The 19,402-nt window shown below is 61.0% G+C and carries 16 protein-coding genes, 2 tRNA genes and 1 riboswitch; of the genes, 9 read left to right on the forward strand and 9 right to left on the reverse strand.

Going from position 1 to position 19,402, the window contains the following annotated elements; translation table 11 throughout:
- Positions 1-303: 303 nt before the first annotated feature.
- The gene (locus tag ACUCV3_RS17530; protein WP_004209708.1) at positions 304-510 is read right to left on the reverse strand and encodes a cold-shock protein; all 207 of its coding nucleotides are present in this window, start codon (positions 508-510) and stop codon (positions 304-306) included.
- 846 nt (positions 511-1,356) lie between these two features.
- On the opposite strand from ACUCV3_RS17530, the gene ACUCV3_RS17535 reads away from it, so the two are divergent.
- The 3 genes from ACUCV3_RS17535 to ACUCV3_RS17545 all read left to right on the forward strand — a co-directional run bounded on the left by ACUCV3_RS17535 (position 1,357) and on the right by ACUCV3_RS17545 (position 3,919).
- A complete protein-coding gene (locus ACUCV3_RS17535) occupies positions 1,357-1,494 on the forward strand; it encodes a benenodin family lasso peptide (protein ID WP_004209709.1) in 138 nt (45 codons plus the stop codon).
- A gap of 65 nt (positions 1,495-1,559) precedes the next feature.
- Positions 1,560-2,198 (forward strand): lasso peptide biosynthesis B2 protein, encoded by a 639-nt coding sequence (locus tag ACUCV3_RS17540; protein ID WP_287003964.1) that lies wholly within the window; start codon positions 1,560-1,562, stop codon positions 2,196-2,198.
- The gene (locus ACUCV3_RS17545; RefSeq protein WP_287003966.1) at positions 2,195-3,919 is read left to right on the forward strand and encodes an asparagine synthase-related protein; all 1,725 of its coding nucleotides are present in this window, start codon (positions 2,195-2,197) and stop codon (positions 3,917-3,919) included. Before ACUCV3_RS17540 ends, ACUCV3_RS17545 begins: the two co-directional genes overlap by 4 nt.
- An 8-nt stretch (positions 3,920-3,927) precedes the next feature.
- Here ACUCV3_RS17545 and ACUCV3_RS17550 read toward each other — a convergent pair whose 3' ends face one another.
- From ACUCV3_RS17550 to ACUCV3_RS17570, 5 genes are all read right to left on the reverse strand, one after another.
- Positions 3,928-5,997: a prolyl oligopeptidase family serine peptidase gene (locus ACUCV3_RS17550; RefSeq protein WP_482240934.1), complete on the reverse strand. Its 2,070-nt coding sequence runs from the start codon at positions 5,995-5,997 to the stop codon at positions 3,928-3,930.
- A 101-nt stretch (positions 5,998-6,098) separates the two neighbouring features.
- Positions 6,099-8,645: a TonB-dependent receptor domain-containing protein gene (locus ACUCV3_RS17555; protein ID WP_287003968.1), complete on the reverse strand. Its 2,547-nt coding sequence runs from the start codon at positions 8,643-8,645 to the stop codon at positions 6,099-6,101.
- A gap of 96 nt (positions 8,646-8,741) precedes the next feature.
- Positions 8,742-9,740: a FecR family protein gene (locus tag ACUCV3_RS17560; RefSeq protein ID WP_063142214.1), complete on the reverse strand. Its 999-nt coding sequence runs from the start codon at positions 9,738-9,740 to the stop codon at positions 8,742-8,744.
- Positions 9,737-10,339, reverse strand: a complete 603-nt coding sequence (locus tag ACUCV3_RS17565) for an RNA polymerase sigma factor (RefSeq protein WP_234415660.1) — start codon at positions 10,337-10,339, stop codon at positions 9,737-9,739. The genes ACUCV3_RS17560 and ACUCV3_RS17565 overlap by 4 nt, the downstream gene beginning before the upstream one ends.
- Before the next feature lie 379 nt (positions 10,340-10,718).
- Positions 10,719-10,793 (reverse strand) — tRNA-Gly (locus ACUCV3_RS17570).
- 80 nt (positions 10,794-10,873) lie between these two features.
- Between ACUCV3_RS17570 and ACUCV3_RS17575 the strand changes: the two genes are divergently transcribed.
- The 3 genes from ACUCV3_RS17575 to ACUCV3_RS17585 are packed head-to-tail and all read left to right on the forward strand — an operon-like array spanning position 10,874 to position 13,442.
- On the forward strand, positions 10,874-11,107 hold the full coding sequence (locus ACUCV3_RS17575) for a hypothetical protein (RefSeq protein ID WP_137406055.1): 234 nt from the start codon (positions 10,874-10,876) through the stop codon (positions 11,105-11,107).
- A 36-nt stretch (positions 11,108-11,143) separates the two neighbouring features.
- Positions 11,144-13,162 (forward strand): TonB-dependent receptor, encoded by a 2,019-nt coding sequence (locus ACUCV3_RS17580; RefSeq protein ID WP_482240935.1) that lies wholly within the window; start codon positions 11,144-11,146, stop codon positions 13,160-13,162.
- A 55-nt stretch (positions 13,163-13,217) separates the two neighbouring features.
- A complete protein-coding gene (locus tag ACUCV3_RS17585; protein ID WP_051125409.1) occupies positions 13,218-13,442 on the forward strand; it encodes a DUF1294 domain-containing protein in 225 nt (74 codons plus the stop codon).
- Between the two features lie 23 nt (positions 13,443-13,465).
- On the opposite strand, the gene ACUCV3_RS17590 is transcribed toward ACUCV3_RS17585, so the two are convergent.
- Positions 13,466-13,540: transfer RNA gene (locus tag ACUCV3_RS17590), tRNA-Thr, on the reverse strand.
- Positions 13,541-13,655: 115 nt separating this feature from the next.
- Between ACUCV3_RS17590 and ACUCV3_RS17595 the strand changes: the two genes are divergently transcribed.
- A complete protein-coding gene (locus ACUCV3_RS17595) occupies positions 13,656-13,796 on the forward strand; it encodes a hypothetical protein (protein ID WP_162181981.1) in 141 nt (46 codons plus the stop codon).
- 6 nt (positions 13,797-13,802) lie between these two features.
- On the opposite strand, the gene ACUCV3_RS17600 is transcribed toward ACUCV3_RS17595, so the two are convergent.
- On the reverse strand, positions 13,803-15,584 hold the full coding sequence (locus ACUCV3_RS17600) for an aminopeptidase P family protein (RefSeq protein ID WP_482240936.1): 1,782 nt from the start codon (positions 15,582-15,584) through the stop codon (positions 13,803-13,805).
- A 110-nt stretch (positions 15,585-15,694) separates the two neighbouring features.
- Between ACUCV3_RS17600 and ACUCV3_RS17605 the strand changes: the two genes are divergently transcribed.
- Together ACUCV3_RS17605 and ACUCV3_RS17610 are read left to right on the forward strand one after the other, a co-directional pair.
- Entirely contained in the window at positions 15,695-17,767 is a 2,073-nt protein-coding gene (locus tag ACUCV3_RS17605; RefSeq protein WP_279729486.1) for a S9 family peptidase, read from the forward strand.
- On the forward strand, positions 17,767-18,165 hold the full coding sequence (locus ACUCV3_RS17610) for an acyl-CoA thioesterase (protein WP_279729485.1): 399 nt from the start codon (positions 17,767-17,769) through the stop codon (positions 18,163-18,165). Before ACUCV3_RS17605 ends, ACUCV3_RS17610 begins: the two co-directional genes overlap by 1 nt.
- 12 nt (positions 18,166-18,177) lie before the next feature.
- Here ACUCV3_RS17610 and ACUCV3_RS17615 read toward each other — a convergent pair whose 3' ends face one another.
- The gene (locus ACUCV3_RS17615; RefSeq protein ID WP_279776244.1) at positions 18,178-19,038 is read right to left on the reverse strand and encodes an ABC transporter substrate-binding protein; all 861 of its coding nucleotides are present in this window, start codon (positions 19,036-19,038) and stop codon (positions 18,178-18,180) included.
- A gap of 66 nt (positions 19,039-19,104) precedes the next feature.
- A riboswitch (cobalamin riboswitch) is annotated at positions 19,105-19,297 on the forward strand.
- The last annotated feature ends 105 nt before the right edge of the window (positions 19,298-19,402 follow it).

Raw genomic sequence — 19,402 nt, forward strand, 5'->3', positions numbered from 1 at the left:
GCGATAATTTGGCATGAGCCATATTCGAACGGATACTGAGATTCATGATATTCCTGAAACACGCATCTTGGCGTGTGATGTAATGAAAAAGTCTCGCTCAACGACGTCTTTCGCCGGTACATAAGGCAAAAGAAAAAAAGCCGGAGCATTAGGCCGCTGTCACTTGGCCGGGGGCAATTGCCCATATTTCGGGCAATTATGTGGTACTTAACCGCTATCCGATGTTTAAGCAAAGACAAGACGGCAAGCCAGCGCGACGCAATGCCGCGCTGGCAGTGTAAAATAGAAACTCGACTTCGTAATTTACGCGGCTTCCAGGTTCACGGCAGACTGCTTGCCCCGTCGATCTGCTTCGACTTCGTAGCTCAGACGCTGATCCTTATGGAGCGTTATCATTCCCGCACGCTCTACGGCAGAAATATGGACAAAACTGTCCGGACCGCCGTCCTCGGGGGCGAGGAAGCCGTACCCCTTGTCAGAATTAAAGAATTTTACGGTGCCGATAGGCATGGGCGTTCCCTTCACGAAAACAGAGAATCCACCCGCGGAATTGCAGGTGAAGCTGATAGCGCAAGTAAGGAAACGACACCCAAATAGGATGCAAATTTCGTCGCAGGCGACGTTAAGCACTATTGAAAATATATTATATTTGGGAAATGTCAAACGAACAATTTAATATTGGTTGAAATAAGGAATTTCCGATATAAATTTCACTGCTATCGGGCAATAATGATTATTATAATTATCGCTACGGACGTTTCTAATTATATTTCAGGCACTATGGATGTGTCTCCAAAATGGTTCTGAAGAAACCGCATTCCCCACTGAATCTGTTGCCGCTCTCATTCTTGAGCATGGCGAATATGGGACTTTATCGAAGATTTGCTGCAATTTCGCATGTCCGTTTGACGACACGGCAGAGCAGCCGACGAGCGTCGGAATGGGTGCATGGCAGCGAAGGGATAATCCTCTTGGGTTGCGAGGAGAATGCAGGTCTGCCGCTTTGATCGAGACCTCAGACAAATATGCAATCACTGGCCGCGAAGGGCCAGATAGGTATCAAAGTGGGGGCAATTTATCTTGTGCAACAAGATATGTCGCAACAGTCTCCTTCTTCCACAAAGTCAATTGTGGATGGTGACCGGGCGACTGGCCCGCATGTCCAGGCTGAAAGGCTAAAGGGGTCAGTGCGTGTGCCCAACGCACGCCCTCACTGCTCGGTCACTATTAGCGCATCCCCGTGGCATCGGGATAATTGTTCATAGATTATAATGTAATTATAAAATGGATGGTGAATTGTTTCCGTGAAATCTTTCGAATTGCGACATGGAGTCGCTGATTTGAAGGAGAATGACCATGGAACGTGATGCACATTCGCAGGATATCGTCGATTTGGGAGATGCAGTCGAACTCACCCGCGGCGTTCTGCTGATCGGCCAGGATGATGGCAACGGCACGCTGTACAAGGCTTCCGGCATTTCCGACGAAGACTGAAGGTCGAAAGGGCGCACCGCTCATCCAAAGCGGCGCGCCCTTTTGATTTGCGGAAGGAAATCGCAATGCGACAGATAGGACGAGATTTACATGCCTGCCTGATCGGACAGACGCCCGTAATTCTCAATATTGCGAGCGAGCGATATCAGCTTGTCCGTGGGCCAACCAGAGACCATCTGACCGCCCTCCTCGCAACAAAGCCAGGCCCTGAGAACATTGCGGCCCTGGTCCGAGCAGGACTGCTCGATCCGGCCATAATGGACGCAGAAGGCGCAGCGGCACCCGTAGCTCCGACATGCAGTCATCTGGATCTGATCAAGCTCAGACATGGTTGGCTCTTGGCACCAGTGGCGCTTGTTGCATTGTCCATTGCTGTGATTCAGGTCCGTCGCGACGCGCTGCGGACCATCTTGGATCGCGTCGAGGTGGGGGCAGGGAGGCCGCGGTTGAAACTGCCAATCTTCAGCGAAGCCATGGTCGCCGCTGCATTCTACCTCCTGCGGCAGTTTCTGCCGCTCGATAATCACTGTCTTGCGCGCAGCATCGCGATTTCGCGGATGTTGCGACGCTTCGGCCACCAAGCGACCCTGGTGATTGGCGTACAGTTGCCGATCGCGGCGCATTGTTGGGTTCAGTGCGAAGACAGGCTGATGGCCGACAGAGTCGATCGGATCACCGCTTTCGAACCTATCCTGGCGAGATGAGTGCGTCGCGCTATCTGGCTTATGTCCGCTGCGCGCCTGCCGGATCCAAAGGTGCAGCGACAGACCAGATGTCAAAGGTGCCGCTCGCGGTGCCTATCAACCTTTGGACGTCCGACCCTGTCGTGATGATCGGCACGCAGGGCGCGATAATCGGGCATCTGTTTACGAAGGCGCTACCCAGTCGGCGGGTCAAGGAGCTCAACGCGGCCGAAACCAATGCGGCCATCATAACCCATGGGCAAAGTCTGATACGCGATTATTGGGGCAGTTATGTCGCCATCTTCCAGATTGCTGGCGGCGACATCGTCATAATCCGCGATCCCTCCGGTGGTCTGCCGGCTTTTTGGAGAGAGATTGACGGGGGCATCGTCATTGCGCCTCAGGTGGGCACATCTCCCTTCGCGGCATCAGATGGAATATCTGTCGATCTGGACGCGCTGCTTGTCCACATGTGGCATCCGTTCCACGCTGGCGAACAGACATGCCTCTGCGGAGTGCGGGAAATTGTGCCGGGCGGGCGGCTACACATCGGGCCATCAAAGCAGCGCTCGGACCTTCTCTGGCAACCTTGGGACTATATAGCCGGTCGTGCGCGCCTTGGCCCTGCCTCGATCGAACATCTGCGCGCCACCGTTCTCGACGCGATCAAAACTTGGGCTGGTGAGTTCGCCTCGATCTCGTCGGGCCTGTCGGGCGGACTGGATTCTTCGATCGTCTGCGCGGGGCTCGCCGGGGCGACATCTTCGCCTCGGGGCTTCCACATGCGTTGGGCCGACCGCGAAGGTGATGAGACATACTATGCGCAGCTTGTTGCCCAAGCGCTCGACATGCCGCTCGACATCTATCCTTATGACCTGGATGCCATCGATGTTGAGCAGCCCATTGTCGCACATGCTGCGCGTCCGCTGATGGCCCATTATGCCCAAAGCACTGCCAAGGCCCAGGCCATGGTTGCAGCACAACATAATATTGCAGCGTTCTTCACGGGCCATGGCGGGGATAATGTCTTTGGAATGACCCATTCGATTGTGCCGATCCTCGATCGCTATCGAGACGCAGCGGGCGCCAAGGCTGTTATCGCGTCGATCCAGGATGTTTCGAGATTGCACGACGCCTCCTATGCCACCATTCTGCTTCATATCTTGCGGCATCTCGCACGTGGTCCGCGCAAAGCAGCGCAAGGCACTCCTGGCTTTCTCAACATCGAGAGATTGAATGCGGCGAAGGAAAGGATCGCTATCCATCCTTGGCTGACACCGCCCGAGGGCCTCGCACCCGGCGCAGCCGCGCATATTCGCGCATTATCCCGAGCTGTAGGCTATGAAGGCTTTCATGACCGGCGCTTCCAGCCGCCGACAATAGCGCCGTTACTGGCCCAGTCGGTCATGGAGGTCTGCCTGGGCATACCCAGTTGGCAATGGGTGGAAGGCGGGATCGATCGCTCCATGGCGCGCCGCGCCTTTTCGTCCGATCTGCCGCCGGCCATTACCGCCCGCCGGACCAAAGGCGGGCCGGCGGGCTTTCTCGACCGGTATTATTGGGATAATGAGCGCAAGATATTGTCCTTCCTCAAGTCCGGCTTCCTCGCTGAGCATGACCTCATATGCGCTGTGCCCCCGCCGGATGCACCGTCAGGCAGACCGGCCTATGACCGAGCGGATGCCCGCCGCCTGCTCGGTCTTGCCGGGGTGGAAAGCTGGGCTCGCCAGTGGGCCGGCTAGCTCGGCGATCATCGATCGCCTGACTTGGGCCGCGCAAGCCGCATGGCCTCCCATCGCGCGTGTCGCGCGCCATCCGGTCCAGCTGAGGGTGGAAGATCCCGTAGCCAATAATCAAACCACTCCAGATTCTCCGCCATGGCGCCCAGCTGATTTGAGGGCAGATGGAAAAAATGCGTCTCGTCCGACGCCCAGCTCTCTCCGGGATAAAGTGATATTTCCGAGGGGATCTGCGCAGCGCGCAATGCCTGATGGAAATCGATCGCGGACTCATGTGGTTCGGCGATCTGCTGCAGCACGGGCGCCTGAGCGAAGCGCGCTCGATAGGAAGGGGCCAAAGCGGCATAATTTGGCTGGGCAACAGGATCGCCAGGAGCCCCGCCATAGATAGCCCGGTAGACACATTGGTGCGTGCGATAGCTGGTTGGTTCGAGGAACCCCCCATCGCCGCTGGATGCAGCTGAAAACAGATCAGCCTGGGTGACGGCGACATTCGCGATCTGGGAGCCGTAACTATACCCTGCAATGCCGACATGCCTGGGATCGATCAGGCCTTCTGTATCAAGCGCATGCAATATTACACGGAAGCTCTCAATCTGATTGAGCCAACCCAAGCGCTGTATTTCCGCAGGCGGCGTTGCCCCGCCGCACATGTTGCGATCTGCCGAAGCCTTTACCAGCTCGTCGCTTTGCGAGACGTCGGGCTCATTGGCCAGTATGACCATATATCCGCGTTCAGCGAAGAGCTGAATCGGATAATCCCATTGTATATCCTTCGACCCGAACCGTTCATCTGCGTCGGAACCATGCGTGACAAGCACAGCGGGGTAGCGCTGCCCGGATTTATACGCTCGAGGATAAATGATCAGGCTTCGCGCACGGTATCCATAGGCGTTTGTCAGGATGCGGGTTTCCACGCGAAGCGGCGTAATCGCATCATGTCGCGGCGACAGGGGTTGAAGCGCCTCTATCCTTCCTGTGCCGACCGTGACCCGTACGAAGGATGGCGCCCGCGTCACACCCTCGCGCGCGCAGACGCCTGCGGATAGGCTGGGCGCGAAGCTGCAATGGGTCAGGCTTTCAGGAACCTCGATCCGCGCCACTCTGCCAGCAGTATCTAGGCGGATCAGGCCATAGCGGCCCGCGCTCGTGAAGCGGACTGCTATGAGTGCCACACTCCCGTCTGGAGATCGCCAATGTCCAGGGGATCGAGGGTCCGACAATGTGGCATCAAGCACCCCATAGTCGATCAAGCGGCCATCGATTGTTCGCTCTCTCAAGCGACGCTGCTGGTTGACGCGCTCGATCGCGACCGTTCCGTCATGAGGTCCCGCGATGCGATCGGCGAACAGCGCGGGCCCTTCGTCAAGAGGGCGGCTTTTGCGATCCTCGAACCGCCAGCGGTAACGCTGGATATGGGGCACATTGAGATTGTCTGCCTGAAGTGCGTAGTCGAGCGCATCATCGTGCCAGATCGGCATGCCGCCCATATAACGCCCAATCCGATCAGGGCCGAAAACGTCAGCGATCCAGAGCGGCGGACCACCATCCTCCTTCAGGAAGAAATGTGCCGTGACCCTCGGGCCTCGTCGCCGATAGATGGTCAGCCGCGTGACGTCTTCATCATGCCGGATTTCTCCCTTTTCGTCCTCCGCGCGCAGCAGTGAGTAGAAGAGCCGACGCCCGTCGGGTGACCAGTCATAATAGGCAAGGCCAAAGCGTACTGGCCCGGTGAAGCCATAGCCGAATTGTGCACCATCGGCTGACCCGACCAGGACTGGCTCGGGATTGACGACAAGGGCTTGCATGGCGCCGTTGTTGCCGAACTGATAGAGCTGAACGCCTTGTCCCTGATCGATCAATAGGCTCCAGGCCATTTTGCCGGGAACGGCCTGGAGCCTTTCCATCCAGATGGAACGGGCAAGGATCCTGTCTCCATCCGGCTGGAAGTTAGTCACATGGAGTTCAAACTCCGTGCGGTTCTCCTTTCGGTTTGCGACTCGAAGGATGTAGGCAAGCGTTCGTCCGTCATCGGCCAGCGCGGTGCCGGCCACTGCAGGGATCGCCAATATGTCGTCCATGGTCCAGAAGTGGCCTTGAGCCGCGACCGCACGGCCCACCATCGGCTGTGCCGCCGCGAGTGTCAGCAAGATGGCCAGGCATGTTCCCACGCGCATCAACATCACCACGACCGGCGAATCTGGATGGAGAGAAAGCGTCCAATCGGGGAGTAATTGGTCGTATCGAAGGGCGTGTCATAACCAGAGCCTGTGACGATCAACGGGGGCTTGGCGTTGAAGACATTCTGCATATTGGCGCCCAATTCGAATCCGCCTCCCATCTTGGCGATGGCGGAAAGATCGAGGGTCGCGAGCGCGCGCAGGCGGTAAGCTGGCAGCCTCCGGTTATCGAGGATGCTTGAACTCAGATTGGTGAATGCAGAGAGGGTGAGCCGCGGTGTGACATAGCTGGCACCGGCCCGGCCCTTGAGCTTGGGCGGGTTGAATATGGTGCCGGAAAGATCGACCGTCGGCAGGCCGTCGAACAATTGCCTGCTGCTATCGATCCAATTGCCATCGAAGCTGAGATCGAGCGCCTCGCGATCCGGGTCTCCGATCAGGTAGCGCATGGAAAGGCTGATGCCTTTGTAGATCTCGCGTGCCATGTTTCGGTCGCGGCCATCCAGAATTGCGACGACCCGGCTGGGATCATAAGTGCCGGTCGTGCCATTCTGCAGACCGATCGCTGCACCGCTGATCAGCGACTGTTGCAAGGAGGTGGACGGGTCGAGCGTGACGAGGCTGTTATAGATCGGATTGTTGAGTACGCCGATCGCAGACGTCAGTGGCGTTGCAACACGATCGGTGTAATCAAAATGGAAAAAGCTGATGCTGCCGGTGAATTCGGGATGTTCGACTGGACGGAATTCCGCCGAGAAGGTCCAGCTTTCCGATTTCTCGGGTTTCAGGTCGGCGTTCGCGCCCCCCAAGATTATCATGGTCGAGTCGGCTGGAAAGCCCGTGGCATATCTGGCGGTCTGATATAGGACGGCGGAGTAGCTTCCATATCGCTGATACAGGGTCGGGAGGCGGAATGAGCGGCCCCAACTACCCTTTATCGCCAAGCCATCAAATGGCTCATAGACGATCCCCAATTTCGGAAGCGCGACGGAATCCGTGCCTGAGTTCGCCTCGTAGCGGAATGCTCCCGTCAGCCGAAGCGCACGCCCCAGCCGGGAATTCTGTGCTGGCGAAAGGATCGGGACCAGCAGTTCGGCGAAACCAAATCCGTTTTCACTGTGCTGCTTGAAGGCGTTGCTCGTGACGCCCAATGTGGTGGTGGTCAGTTCGATGCCGGTACGGCGATAGCCGCCGCCCAATGCAACGCGAACCTCGCCGGCCGGTAGGCTGAAAAGCGGGCCGTCGCCGTTCAATTCGATCGACTGAGCATCATTGTCATATTGCCGATAACTTGCCCCATAAACCGAGCCTCCCGCGAAGATGTCCGAATGAGTCTGGGATTTGTCGGCGCCGAACGACGACAGGAGATGCAGATTCCAGGATGCGCCAAGGCTGGCCGTAAGCGACGGGGCGACAAGCCACGACCGGGTGTCTGCCCGGACCGCCGCGCCGCTGGCGGTGTGCGGCTGTCCCTCAAGGAAGCCGGCGATCACATCTTGCCTTCCGTCCTTGTACATCAGGTCGACATTGGCCTTCAGCTGACTGCCAATGTCCTGGAAGAGGCTTATCAGCGCGCTATCGCGCCCGAGCCTGGGGTAAAGCGATGAATCCGTCGCCATGCTTTTGGCGTAGGAACGGCTCGATGCTGGAATGTCGGAGTTGGACGAATGGTCCAGAACGGCGAGAATTCCGCCTCCGGCCCACTTGGCGCCACCCGTCAGATTATATTGCTGCTGGAAATTGCCGCCATCGGTCGAACCCCCGACTCTCGCCAGCGCGCTAACGCCTTCATAGTCGCGCTTCAGAATGACATTGACGACGCCGGCTACGGCATCGGCGCCGTAAATCGCCGAAGCGCCGTCCGTGATGATTTCGACACGATCCACTGCGGTTGCGGGAATGGCGCTGATGTCGACGGCAGAATTAAGACCGGTGTAGCTGAGGCGGTTGCCATTCAACAGCGTCAAAGTGGCATTTGGACCCAAGCCAAGCAGGTTGGGGGACGAAGATCCGTTGACGTTGACGTCGCTGTTGCCCTGGCTGGTGCCGACACCGGGATTCTGCCCTCCGCCAAAATTCACCGGCGAACTTCGGATGACCTCACCGAGGTCCGCTTGTCCGCCGCGGCGCATGTCTTCGGCCGTTATGACGCGAACGGGGGCCGACGGCGGCGCCCCGGTAATCCGGCTGCCGGTGACGGTGATGATGTCCCTCGAATTTTCATCGCTGATCGACTTCGAGCGGATGATCACGGCTCCATCCACGATCTTAGCTTCGAGGTCGGTGGTTTTGAGGAGCCGACCAATAGCTTCACTCGGGGTCAGATTGCCTTTGAGCGGGGCAGCGGCAATGCCCTCGATATCGCTGGCAGACATGTAAATTTCCCAGCCAGCGCTCGAGGCAACGGCGCGCAGAGATTGGTCGAGCGTCTGCGCAGGCAAGTCGATGACGATAGCCGGATCGTCCTTGGCCCATGTTGCTGGGATTGAAATAACCCCTGCCGCGCCAGCCATGAGCAATGCAATCGTTTGAACCTTCGTGACGGACATTGTTCCCCCCAATGCGTTTGCCGACCCGCCACATCGGCGCGTCTGGGGGGGATTGACGCTGCAAATGGTACGACCTTAGTCGTCGATCAAAATATTTTATCTCTTGCGCAGGTGAATGGCGCCTTGGCGGTGCACTGCAGCAAGTCCGAAAAGAGAGGCGATCCTCTCGGCAAAGCGGTCGCTATCCGTAATATGGAACCGTCCCGAAACCAGCAGATTGCCCAGGGGTGGCTCATCGAGCTCGATCGGCTGCCTTGCATATCGATTGGCATCCGCAATCACCTCCGACAGGGGCGCGGAATGATATTCGGTCCAGCCATTAGGCCAGTCACGCCGATCGGTGTCGTCCTGTCCGACCGCAATTGGTGTGAAGTCGCTTGCAAGATAGCCATAGCTTTGCCCGGCCTGCATCTTTGGGGCTACCCTCTCCAACACCGCAGGGCGCAGCAATCTTCGTAATTCGACCTCACCCGACAGCACGGCAACCTCGATTTGACCATCGGCCGCCATATCCACATCAAAGCTTGCGGCATTGGCCATAAGTTCGCCTGAACCAGCCTCGACGATGAAGGGGCGAGGGTCTGCGCTCACGGCTATACGAGCCTTCCCTTCGAGAAGCCGGATTCGACGTTCTCTGCTCGTCATTGCAACTTCGATCTGGCTGGCGGCGTCGAGCGTGAGATCGGAACCGTCGGCGAGCGCCACGGTGCGGATCTGATGCCGCGGCGCACGCATGCGCGCCGGCGCAGCTTCCTCGTTGATAGCGGTCCGCAGATGCTGGTTCGACGTGAAGGTCGCGCCTAGAGCTATTGCCAGCGCAAGTGCTGCTGCAATTCCCAGGCCGAGGAAAAATGTGCGGGAATGTAACGGCTTCTTTTTGCCATGGCGGACAGATGACTTCAGTATCTCTGAAGCCTCAAAATGATATCGAGCCCGCTCATAGGCCCGTCGATGATCGGCAGACTGATCCAGCCATGCGTCGAGATCCGAGGTATCCGCCCCCGGTTCACGAGCGCGCAGATTCAGGAACCAGGCGATAGCTTGTTCTTCGATGGCATCGCGGTCGACGCCATCGTCGCCATCCAGGTCGCTCATCGCGCCGCGTCCACGTGGCGGCTGATATGCGCGAGCGCCTTCACCATGTGATATTCCACCGTCGCGACGCTGATTTCCAATCGCTCATGGATTTGGCGATAGCTCATTTCATCCACCCGGTGCATCAGGAATACACGGCGGGTCTTTTCGGGAAGCGTATCGACGGCATTCTCGTAGAGGCGTAGTAGATCGGACGCCTCCAAATTGAGGCATTGCTCTGGCTGCGCGACGACATCTCGCTGCTCGTCGAGCGGAAAGATGACGACATTATCACGTCCTATCTTTCGGGCTCGATCGATCAGCAAATTGCGGGCGATTCGTCTGACGAACGCGGCAGGATTTATGAGTCGTCCCGCCTGCTCGCTGCTTGCGGCGCGCACGAAGACTTCTTGGACAAGATCAGGTGCTGCATCCCATCCGGCGCGTTTGCCCAGATAACGCAGAAGCCCGGCTCGCTCGGTCTGGAAAGTTTGCGCAAGGCTTTCGGCCGGCGGAGAAACGGCGTCGGATGCCGGCGTCCCATCGGCGGGACTATTGTGGCATCCAGAGGATACGGACCTAGGCGGACGATGGCACGGGAAAGGGAATTGAGAGGGCACAAGTCAAATCCAGGCGACAGCAACTGCCATCGGGCAGCCGCCCGACTGTTTGCTTTCCCCTGCGCTATGCCGCGGTTCGACATGCCACTGTCATCTCTAGGCGGCCGCCCGTCCTTCGTGGACCGACGTAAATTATGCTTGGCAGGTATGCTTGCGAGGCACTCTTCGGATTTCCTCACGTCACGATGATGGCGGCATGTAATCGATTGCGCAAGGCAGCCGGTGCGATCAGAGGCTGGTAAACTGTGATGGAAAAAGCACAGCGGAACCTAGCCCCAAACATGCTTACCATGCGCTTACTTTGCGATTTTCGAAGGAAAAATAAGCGGTTTCGATCGGCCCCGGCGGGCCAGAATTCTTTGATTTTATTGAAGAATTCTGGAGCGGGCGAAGGGATTCGAACCCTCGACCCCAACCTTGGCAAGGTTGTGCTCTACCCCTGAGCTACGCCCGCTCTTGGCGGCCGGGAGAGTGTGTCCCTCTCGGCGGGTGGCGGCGAACTAGCAGTGGTTTCCAAAGTCGGCAAGGGTTGAATTGCAGAAAAATGAAAAACTTTTTGAAAAAGGAAAAAATCCCCCGTTTTCCGGGGGTTTTGGCAGTGTGATTAAATTGGCGGGTGGCGCCGGGGCGAGCGCGGCTGCGGATCGGCCCATGGCGAATCGTCGAATCATGCCGCCTTTGGCCATGGTGTGCATGTATCTGCGCGATATTGGTGATGGCAGCGCTGCCGGTGGTCGCGGCTTGACAGTGGCGGGCGCGACTTCCTAGTCCCCGATGCAAAATCGGACCAAGGGGACGCGCTTCATGAAAATCCTGCCGCTGCCGTTGATGCTGTGCGCGCTGCCCGGCGTCGCCGCTGCCCAGGCGCCCGATGTGACGGCGGATGAGGCCGCGTCAATCGTGGTGACGGGCACGGGCCTAAGCCTGCCGCCCGGCACGCCGGCCTATGGCTCTGTGGTGATCGACCGGGATCGGCTGGAGGATGCGGCATCGGGTCGGATCGAGAGCGTGCTGGCCGATGTCGCCGGCTTCCAGCAATTCCGCCGGTCCGACAGCAGGGCGTCCAATCCCTCGAATCAGGGCGCCACGCTGCGCGCGCTGGGCGGCAATGCGTCGAGCCGGACCTTGGTGCTGCTCGATGGCGTGCCGGTCGCCGATCCCTTCTTTGGCTATATCCCCTTTTCGGCTTTGGTGCCCGATCGGCTGGCGCTGGTCCGGGTGACGCGTGGCGGGGGCAGCGGCGCGTTCGGGGCCGGCGCGGTTGCCGGCACGATCGAACTGGCCAGCGCCACCCGCGACCAGATGCCGCACTTCGGCGCCAGCGCCTTCTACGGCAGCAGGGATGCGACCGAGCTGTCCGCCAGCATCGCGCCCGACCTGGGCAGCGGCTATGTCTCGCTCTCGGGTCGCTGGGACCGGGGCGACGGTTTCCAGACCACGCCCCGCGACCAGCGCGTTGCCGCCACCGTTCCCGCCGCCTATGATAGCTGGTCGACCAATCTTCGCGCCGTCGCGCCGATCGACGCGACCTCGGAAATCCAGTTTCGCGGCACCCTGTTCCAGGATAATCGTACGCTGCGCTTTGCTGGCGCCGACAGCATGAGCCAGGGCCAGGATGCCAGTATCCGCTATATTTCGCGGGGGCGCTGGCAGGTCGATGCGCTCGCCTATCTCCAGGCGCGCAATTTCTCGAACATCGTCATCTCCTCCACCAGCTTCCGCAAGTCGCTCGACCAGCGCAACACCCCCTCGACCGGGATCGGCGGCAAGATCGAGCTGCGCCCGCCGGTGGGCGAGGATCATGTGCTGCGTATCGGCGTGGATAGCCGCTTTGCCACCGGCGACATGTATGAGGATGCCTATAATGCCGGCATCGCCACCAACCCGCTGACATCGCGCCGCCATGCCGGTGGCGACCAGATCACCAGCGGCATCTTTGCCGAGGATGACTGGACGATTGGCAATCTTGTCCTGACCGGCGGGGTGCGCGCCGATCGCTGGTCGATCCGCAACGGCTTCTACAAGGCGGTCAGTGCGGCTGGGACGGTGACGCAGGACAGCAGCTACGCCAATCGCTCGGACTGGGCCTTCTCCGGTCGGGCCGGCGCGCTCTACCATGTCAGCGATGCGGTAGCGCTGCGCGGCGCGGCCTATAGCGGCTTTCGTTTGCCGACGCTCAACGAGTTGTATCGACCCTTCGTCGTCTTCCCGATCACCACCCAGGCCAATGCGGCACTCAAGCCAGAGAAGCTCAAGGGCGTGGAGGGGGGCATCGACCTGACCCCGGCGTCGGGCGTGCAGCTCTCCGCCACGCTTTTCTACAACCGGCTCGACGATGCGATCGCCAATGTCACCATCTCCACCAACACCCGCCAGCGCCAGAATGTGAATGCGATCGTGGCGAAGGGCGTGGAACTGACCGCCAGCGCGCAACTGCCGGCGAATTTTTCACTGCTGGCTTCCTATGCCTATAGCCACAGCAAGGTCGATGCGCCGGGCATGGCATTTGACGGCTTTGCCCCGGCGCAGGTGCCGCGTCACTCGGCCAGCGCGACGCTGGCCTGGGCGCCCAAGGCCGGGCCGGAGCTGTCGGCGACGCTGCGCTACACGGCCAAGCAATATGAGGATGATCTGCAGAGCGATGTGCTGCCCGATGCGCTGACGCTCGACGCCCTCGCCCGGTTGCCGATCGGCCATGGCATCAGCCTGGTCGCGCGCGGGGAAAATCTGTTCGACGAGGATGTCGTCACCCGCAATGCCGGTGGATCCATCGACCTGGGCACACCCAGGACGCTCTGGATCGGCGTCACCGTGCGCGGTTGAGCCGATTCCCGCCGCGCAGTTCCTCGCCCTCGCCTGGTTGCTGCTGGCGAACCTGATGGCCTTCATGCTGTTCGGGTTCGACAAGCGCCGGGCCGTGCGGGGAATGGCGCGAATCCGCGAGCGAACCTTGCTGCTCTGGGCGCTTGCAGGCGGGACGCCGGGTGCATTCGCCGCCCGTCACCTCTTTCGTCACAAGACGCGCAAACAGCCTTTCGTTCGGTGGCTATGGCTGATCGCCGCGGCGCAGGGGCTGGTCCTCGCCGGATGGGCGATGATCTGATTTTTCATTTGTCGGGGGAGAAATGGTGCTGCCGGCGAGGATTGAACTCGCGACCTCAGCCTTACCAAGGATGCGCTCTACCACTGAGCTACGGCAGCACTCTATTTCGTCTCCGTCGCGCCGTGCGCTTCGGAGGTCGCGCCTATGGCCGCCCCATTGCCTCCTGTCAAGGCGGGTTGCGGCAGATAATGCATTTTGCTTATGCGCTTCGTCATGAGCGAGACCCCGGACGAAAAGAAAGCAAGGCTGGCGCAGGCGCTGCGCGACAATTTGCGGCGTCGCAAGGCCCAGAGCCGCGATGTGGCGCGGGAAGGGGCTGAGCCCACCCCCGCGCCGGAATCGTCCAAGGACTGATTCGGATTAGAGCGGCGCGCAGGCCGTCTGGAGCCAGGCCAGCGCCTCGCCGTCGAGCTGCGGGCCGACCACGGCCAGCACCTGCGCATGATAGGCGTCGACCCAGGCGCGCTCGCCCGCGTCCAGCAGGTCGATGGCGATGGCGTTGCGGTCGATCGGCGCGAAGGTCAGGGTCTCAAAACCCAGCATCGGCTTTTCGCCGCCAGTAATCGCCCGTTCCTCGACCAGCACCAGATTCTCGATCCGGATGCCATATTCGCCGGTCTTGTAATAGCCCGGCTCGTTCGAGAGGATCATGCCCGCCACCAGCGGCTCGTCGCCGCCGCCGAAGGTCGCGATCCGTTGCGGCCCTTCATGCACCGACAGGAAGCTGCCGACGCCATGGCCGGTGCCATGGGCATAATCCAGACCCTGCGCCCAGAGATATTGGCGTGCCAGCACGTCGAGCTGGCCGCCGCGCGTGCCGACCGGGAAGACGGCGCGGGCCAGCGCGATATGGCCCTTCAGCACCAGGGTGAAGCGCTGCTTCATCTCTTCGCTGGGCGTGCCGATGGCGATGGTGCGGGTGACGTCGGTGGTGCCGTCGCGATACTGGCCGCCCGAATCGACCAGGTAGAAGCTGCCGGTCTCGATCGGGCGGTTGGTCTTTTCCTCGACGCGATAATGGACGACCGCGCCATTGGGACCGGCGCCGCTGATCGTGTCGAAGGACAGATCCTCCAGCAGCCCGGTATCCTTGCGGAACGCTTCCAGCCGGTCCGAGGCGGAGAGTTCGGTCAGGCCGCCCTTGGGCGCTTCCACCGCGATCCAGTGGAGGAAGCGGCTCAAGGCGGCGCCATCGCGCGCCTGCGCCGCCTTGTGGCCGGCAATTTCGGTGTCGTTCTTGATCGCCTTGGGCAGCACGGCGGGGTCGCGCAGGCTGAGTATCTGGGCGCCACCGGCGTCGAGCGCCTCGAAGATGGCGGCAACGGCCCGCTCGGGGTCGGCGACGACGGTCTTGCCCTTGAGGTCGGCGAGCGCATCGGCAAAGGCGGCGCGGTCATGGATGCGCACCGCATTGCCCAGATGCTTGGCAACCGCCTCGTCCATCTTCTCCGGCGCAACATAGAGGTCGGCGGTGGCATCGGCATGGACGATGGCATAGGCGAGCGCGACCGGGGTGCGCTCGACATCCTTGCCGCGGATGTTGAAGGCCCAAGCGATCGAATCGAGCGCGGAGAGGACGGCGGCGTCCGCCTTCTTCGACACCAGCCAGTCGGCGATGTCGGCGCGTTTCTCGGCCGCATTCTTGCCGGCATAGCGATCCTCATGGACCACCAGCTTGGCGTCGCTGGGCGCCGGGCGATCGGGCCAGACGGCGTCGACCGGATTGGTGTCGACCGCCACCAGCTCCGCGCCCTTCTGGGCCAGCGCTTCGGTGGCCTGCTTCACCCAGGCGCGGGTGTGCAGCCAGGAATCATAGCCGATGCGCGCGCCTTCGATCGCATGGTCCTTCAACCAGGCGGCGATCGAGGTCTGCGGCACGCTTTCATATTGCCAATGGGCGCCGTCCACCTGCTCGCGCACCTGCAGCGTATAGCGGCCGTCGACGAAGATCGCGGCCTCCTCCGGCAGGACCACGGCGCTGCCGGCCGAACCCTGGAAACCGGTCAGCCAGGCGAGCCGCTGGGCATAGGCGCCGACATATTCGCTCATATGCTCGTCGGTCAGGGGGACCACGAAACCATCGAGCTTCTGGCGTACCAGCTGGGCGCGCAGGGCCTTCAGGCGATCTTCATAACTGGACATCGAACTTCCCTTGGATCATTCCGGCCTCTTGCGTTGGCCATAATGCCGACAACATAGAGGGGCCGGCGCGCTTATTCCAGCGCAGCCCCCGTCTGGACCATGGATAGTTAATGACCGATCAAATGCAGCCGCCCCTGTCCCCGCCGATCGCCGAACGCCGCCCGCACAGTTTCGCGCATCATGGCATCACGGTGGACGATCCTTACGCATGGCTGCGCGACCCCGGCTATCCCGACGTCAAGGACAAGGATGTGCTGGCCTATCTGGAGGCCGAAAACGCCTGGTTCGAGGGCGCGATGGCGCCGCACAAGCCCCTGCTCGACACGCTGTTCCACGAGATGAAGGGGCGCATCAAGGAAGATGACCAGTCGGTTCCGCAGAAGGATGGCGACTATATCTACTGGCGCGCGTTCGAGACCGGGGCGCAATATCGCAAATGGTATCGCAAGCCCGCAGCAGGCGGTGACGACCAGCTGATCCTGGACGAACCGGCGCTGGCGCAGGGTCATGACTATTTTCGTCTGGGCGCCATGTCGGTCAGCCCGGATGGCCGCTATCTGGCCTACGCCATCGACACCAATGGCTCCGAACGGTTCGAGGCGCGGATCAAGGATCTCTTTTCTGGCGAGATATTGCCCGAGGTGATTCCCGACACATTGTCGTCGCTGGTGTGGACCAGCGATTCAAAGGGGCTGCTCTATGGCCTGGCCAACGAGAATTGGCGGACCGACAATGCGCGGCTGCACTGGCTGGGCCAGAGCGTCGAGAGCGATGTCGAGCTGTTCCATGAGGAGGATGAGGGCTTCCGCGTCTCGATCGGCCTCACCTCATCTGAAAAATGGATCGTCATCGCGACCGGCGACCATGTCACCAGCGAAGCTTGGCTGATCCCGGCCGACAATCCGACCGCGACGCCGTTGCTCGTCTCCGCGCGCCAGCCCGGCCGCGAATATGATGTCGATGAGCATGAAGGCACGCTCTACATCAAGACCAACGACACCCATCCCAATTTCCGGCTGGTGAAGGCATCGCTCGATGCGCCCGACCAGTGGGATGAGGTGATCGGCGCCGACGCTCATTTCTACCTGACCGATTTCACCCTGTTCAAGACCTTCTACGTCACCGAAGGGCGGCAGGACGGGCTCGATCAGATCGAGCTGCGCGACTATGCGACCCATGCGGCAAAGCGCATTCCGTTCCCGGAAGCCAGCTATTCGGCGAGTCTCGACGACAATCCCGAATATGAGGTGACGAAGCTGCGCATCGGCTATGAATCGATGGTCACGCCCGACACCATCTATGATTATCATCTGGCAACGGGTGAGCTGGAGATACTCAAGGTCCAGGAAATTCCCTCGGGCTATGACGCCAGCCGCTACGCCACCGAGCGGCTGATGATCCCGGCGCGCGACGGGACGCAGATTCCGGTGTCGATCGTCTATCCCGCCGACTTCCCCCGCGACGGCAGCGCGCCGCTGCACCTTTATGGCTATGGCGCCTATGGGCTGGCGATGGAGCCGGGCTTCTCGACCAGCCGCCTGTCGCTGCTCGATCGCGGCTTTGCCTTTGCCATCGCCCATATTCGCGGCGGCGACGATATGGGCCAGCAATGGTATCTGGACGGCAAGCTCGACAAGCGCACCAATACCTTCACCGACTTTGTCGATGTCGCGAAGGGGCTGATCGATCTTGGCTATTCGGCCAAGGGCAGGATCAGCATTTCGGGCGGATCGGCCGGCGGCGAGCTGATGGGCGCGGTCATCAACTCCGATCCCGACCTGTGGGGCGCGGTGGTGGCACATGTGCCGTTCGTCGACGTGCTCAACACCATGCTGGACGAAACGCTGCCATTGACGCCGGGCGAATGGCCCGAATGGGGCAATCCGATCGAGGATGAGGCCGCATTCCGCACCATACAGTCCTATGATCCCTACACCCATGTCAGCGCCCAGGATTATCCGCCGCTGATGGTGACCGCCGGGTTGAACGACCCGCGCGTCACCTATTGGGAGCCGGCCAAATGGGTGGCGAAGCTGCGCGCGACCAAGACCGACAAGAATATCCTGCTGCTCAAGACCAATATGGGCGCGGGCCATGGTGGCAAGTCGGGCCGGTTCGAGAGCCTGCACGAGACCGCCGAGGAATTTGCGTTCATCCTGTGGCAGCTGGGAGTGGAAGGCTGATGGCGTCGAGCTTCACCAAGCAGTTCACCGCGCAGGCGCAGCATATCGATGTGCTGGGCCATGTGAACAATGCGGTGTGGGTGCAGTGGATGGAGCAATTGTCGGTCGAACATTGGATGACCGATGCCGACCCGGCCCATGTCGACGCCTATATCTGGGTCGTGACCCGGCATGAGGTCGATTATCGCGGCAATGTGGTCGAAGGCGATGTCGTGTCGGGCCGCACCTGGATTCCGGAAGGACCGCGCGGCGCGCGGTTCGACCGGCTGATCGAGTTCACCGGGCCGGACGGCAAGGTGAAGGTGTCGGCCAAATCCACCTGGGCGATGATCGACAAGGAAAGCGGCCGGCTGATGCGGGTGCCGGCCGAAGTCGCCGCCAACTTCATCGAGGACTGAGTCGGCCCAGCCTCAGCGGGCGCTGACGGCCTGGGAGAGGGCGCGGGCCGCCTGCACATAGGCCGGTCCGCCGCACACGGTCCAGGCCTGGGGCAGGCTGATGCGCGCTATGTCGCGCAGCACCGGATGATGCAGCATTTCGGTGCCCTGGTCGGTGATGCGGTCGGTGGCGCTCTCGACGATCAGATAGTCGGGCCGGGCGGCGACCATCTCCTCCAGGCTGACCTGCGCGATCACCGGCTTGCCAAGGTCGGCGGCCAGGTTGCGCAGCCCCGCCCGCGTCATCAGGTCGTCGACCAGCGTGCCGGTGCCGGTCATGTAGCCGCGCCGCTGATAATAGGCCGCGACTTTGGGCTTCGGTGCGCGGGGCAGGGCGGCAAGCTCCCGGTCCATCCGCGCGATCATCGCTTCGCCCCGGTCGGCATGGCCGATCGCCTGCGCCACCGTGCGGATCGACGCGACGATATCGGCATAGCTGTCCGCGCTTTTGAGGTCGACGGCGGGATAATGCTGGGCCTTGAGGATCGCGATCGCCGGGTTGCGCCGCGCCGGCATGCCGATCACCAGATCGGGATTGGTCGCCAAAATCTGCTCGGCCGATCCGTCGAGGATGGGCAGGCCGCGGGTCGCGGCAGCCACTGCCGACATCTGCCGATCGCCGGCATTATGGGTCAGGCCGGCAATCTGGTCGCGATCGGCCAGCGCCACCAGCAGCTGGTCGGCGCACAGGTTGAGCGACACGATCCGTTGCGGACGTTTGCTGGCATTGGCAGGCTGGCGAGCGGTGGCCGCCCATAATGTGGCGCCGCCGATCAGGGCGATCACCAGGGCGATCATCCCCTTGCCGGGGCCGATGGGGGCAAATATCCGCATGGCCACCTCCCTTAGCCGGCGCGCTCCGCCAAGCAAGGAAGATTGACGCTCCAGTCGGGCTCGCCTATCGCCCGGACTGCGACAGGTTCCCCGGCAACGGGGATGAAAAGGGAATGGGGTTCAAGACCCCGGCTGCCCCTGCAACTGTGAGCGGCGAGCCTTTGTGCCACATGCCATTGGGACCGCAAGGTTCTGAGAAGGCGGCATGAATCAGCGATGACCCGTGAGCCAGGAGACCTGCCGGTCGCGGTCGTCCTTCGCGCGGACAGGGTGTGCCGAGCGGACGGGGGTGAACCCGCGTGGCGACAGGTGGACCGCAAATTGCGGGGACCATGTCGCGCCCGGCCGGGCACCGATATCGTCC

The organism is Sphingobium sp. VMM (genome assembly GCF_056790315.1).

Bases quoted from the DNA above. Each gene is read 5' to 3' on its own strand.
- ACUCV3_RS17560 (WP_063142214.1), bottom strand. From the start codon at position 9,740: ATGAGCGACCTGGATGGCGACGATGGCGTCGACCGCGATGCCATCGAA.
- ACUCV3_RS17530 (WP_004209708.1), bottom strand. From the start codon at position 510: ATGCCTATCGGCACCGTAAAATTCTTTAATTCTGACAAGGGGTACGGC.
- ACUCV3_RS17595 (WP_162181981.1), top strand. From the start codon at position 13,656: ATGAGCGAGACCCCGGACGAAAAGAAAGCAAGGCTGGCGCAGGCGCTG.
- ACUCV3_RS17535 (WP_004209709.1), top strand. From the start codon at position 1,357: ATGGAACGTGATGCACATTCGCAGGATATCGTCGATTTGGGAGATGCA.
- ACUCV3_RS17580 (WP_482240935.1), top strand. From the start codon at position 11,144: ATGAAAATCCTGCCGCTGCCGTTGATGCTGTGCGCGCTGCCCGGCGTC.
- ACUCV3_RS17605 (WP_279729486.1), top strand. From the start codon at position 15,695: ATGACCGATCAAATGCAGCCGCCCCTGTCCCCGCCGATCGCCGAACGC.
- ACUCV3_RS17540 (WP_287003964.1), top strand. From the start codon at position 1,560: ATGCGACAGATAGGACGAGATTTACATGCCTGCCTGATCGGACAGACG.
- ACUCV3_RS17550 (WP_482240934.1), bottom strand. From the start codon at position 5,997: ATGGACGACATATTGGCGATCCCTGCAGTGGCCGGCACCGCGCTGGCC.
- ACUCV3_RS17555 (WP_287003968.1), bottom strand. From the start codon at position 8,645: ATGTCCGTCACGAAGGTTCAAACGATTGCATTGCTCATGGCTGGCGCG.
- ACUCV3_RS17585 (WP_051125409.1), top strand. From the start codon at position 13,218: ATGGCCTTCATGCTGTTCGGGTTCGACAAGCGCCGGGCCGTGCGGGGA.
- ACUCV3_RS17610 (WP_279729485.1), top strand. From the start codon at position 17,767: ATGGCGTCGAGCTTCACCAAGCAGTTCACCGCGCAGGCGCAGCATATC.
- ACUCV3_RS17615 (WP_279776244.1), bottom strand. From the start codon at position 19,038: ATGCGGATATTTGCCCCCATCGGCCCCGGCAAGGGGATGATCGCCCTG.
- ACUCV3_RS17600 (WP_482240936.1), bottom strand. From the start codon at position 15,584: ATGTCCAGTTATGAAGATCGCCTGAAGGCCCTGCGCGCCCAGCTGGTA.
- ACUCV3_RS17545 (WP_287003966.1), top strand. From the start codon at position 2,195: ATGAGTGCGTCGCGCTATCTGGCTTATGTCCGCTGCGCGCCTGCCGGA.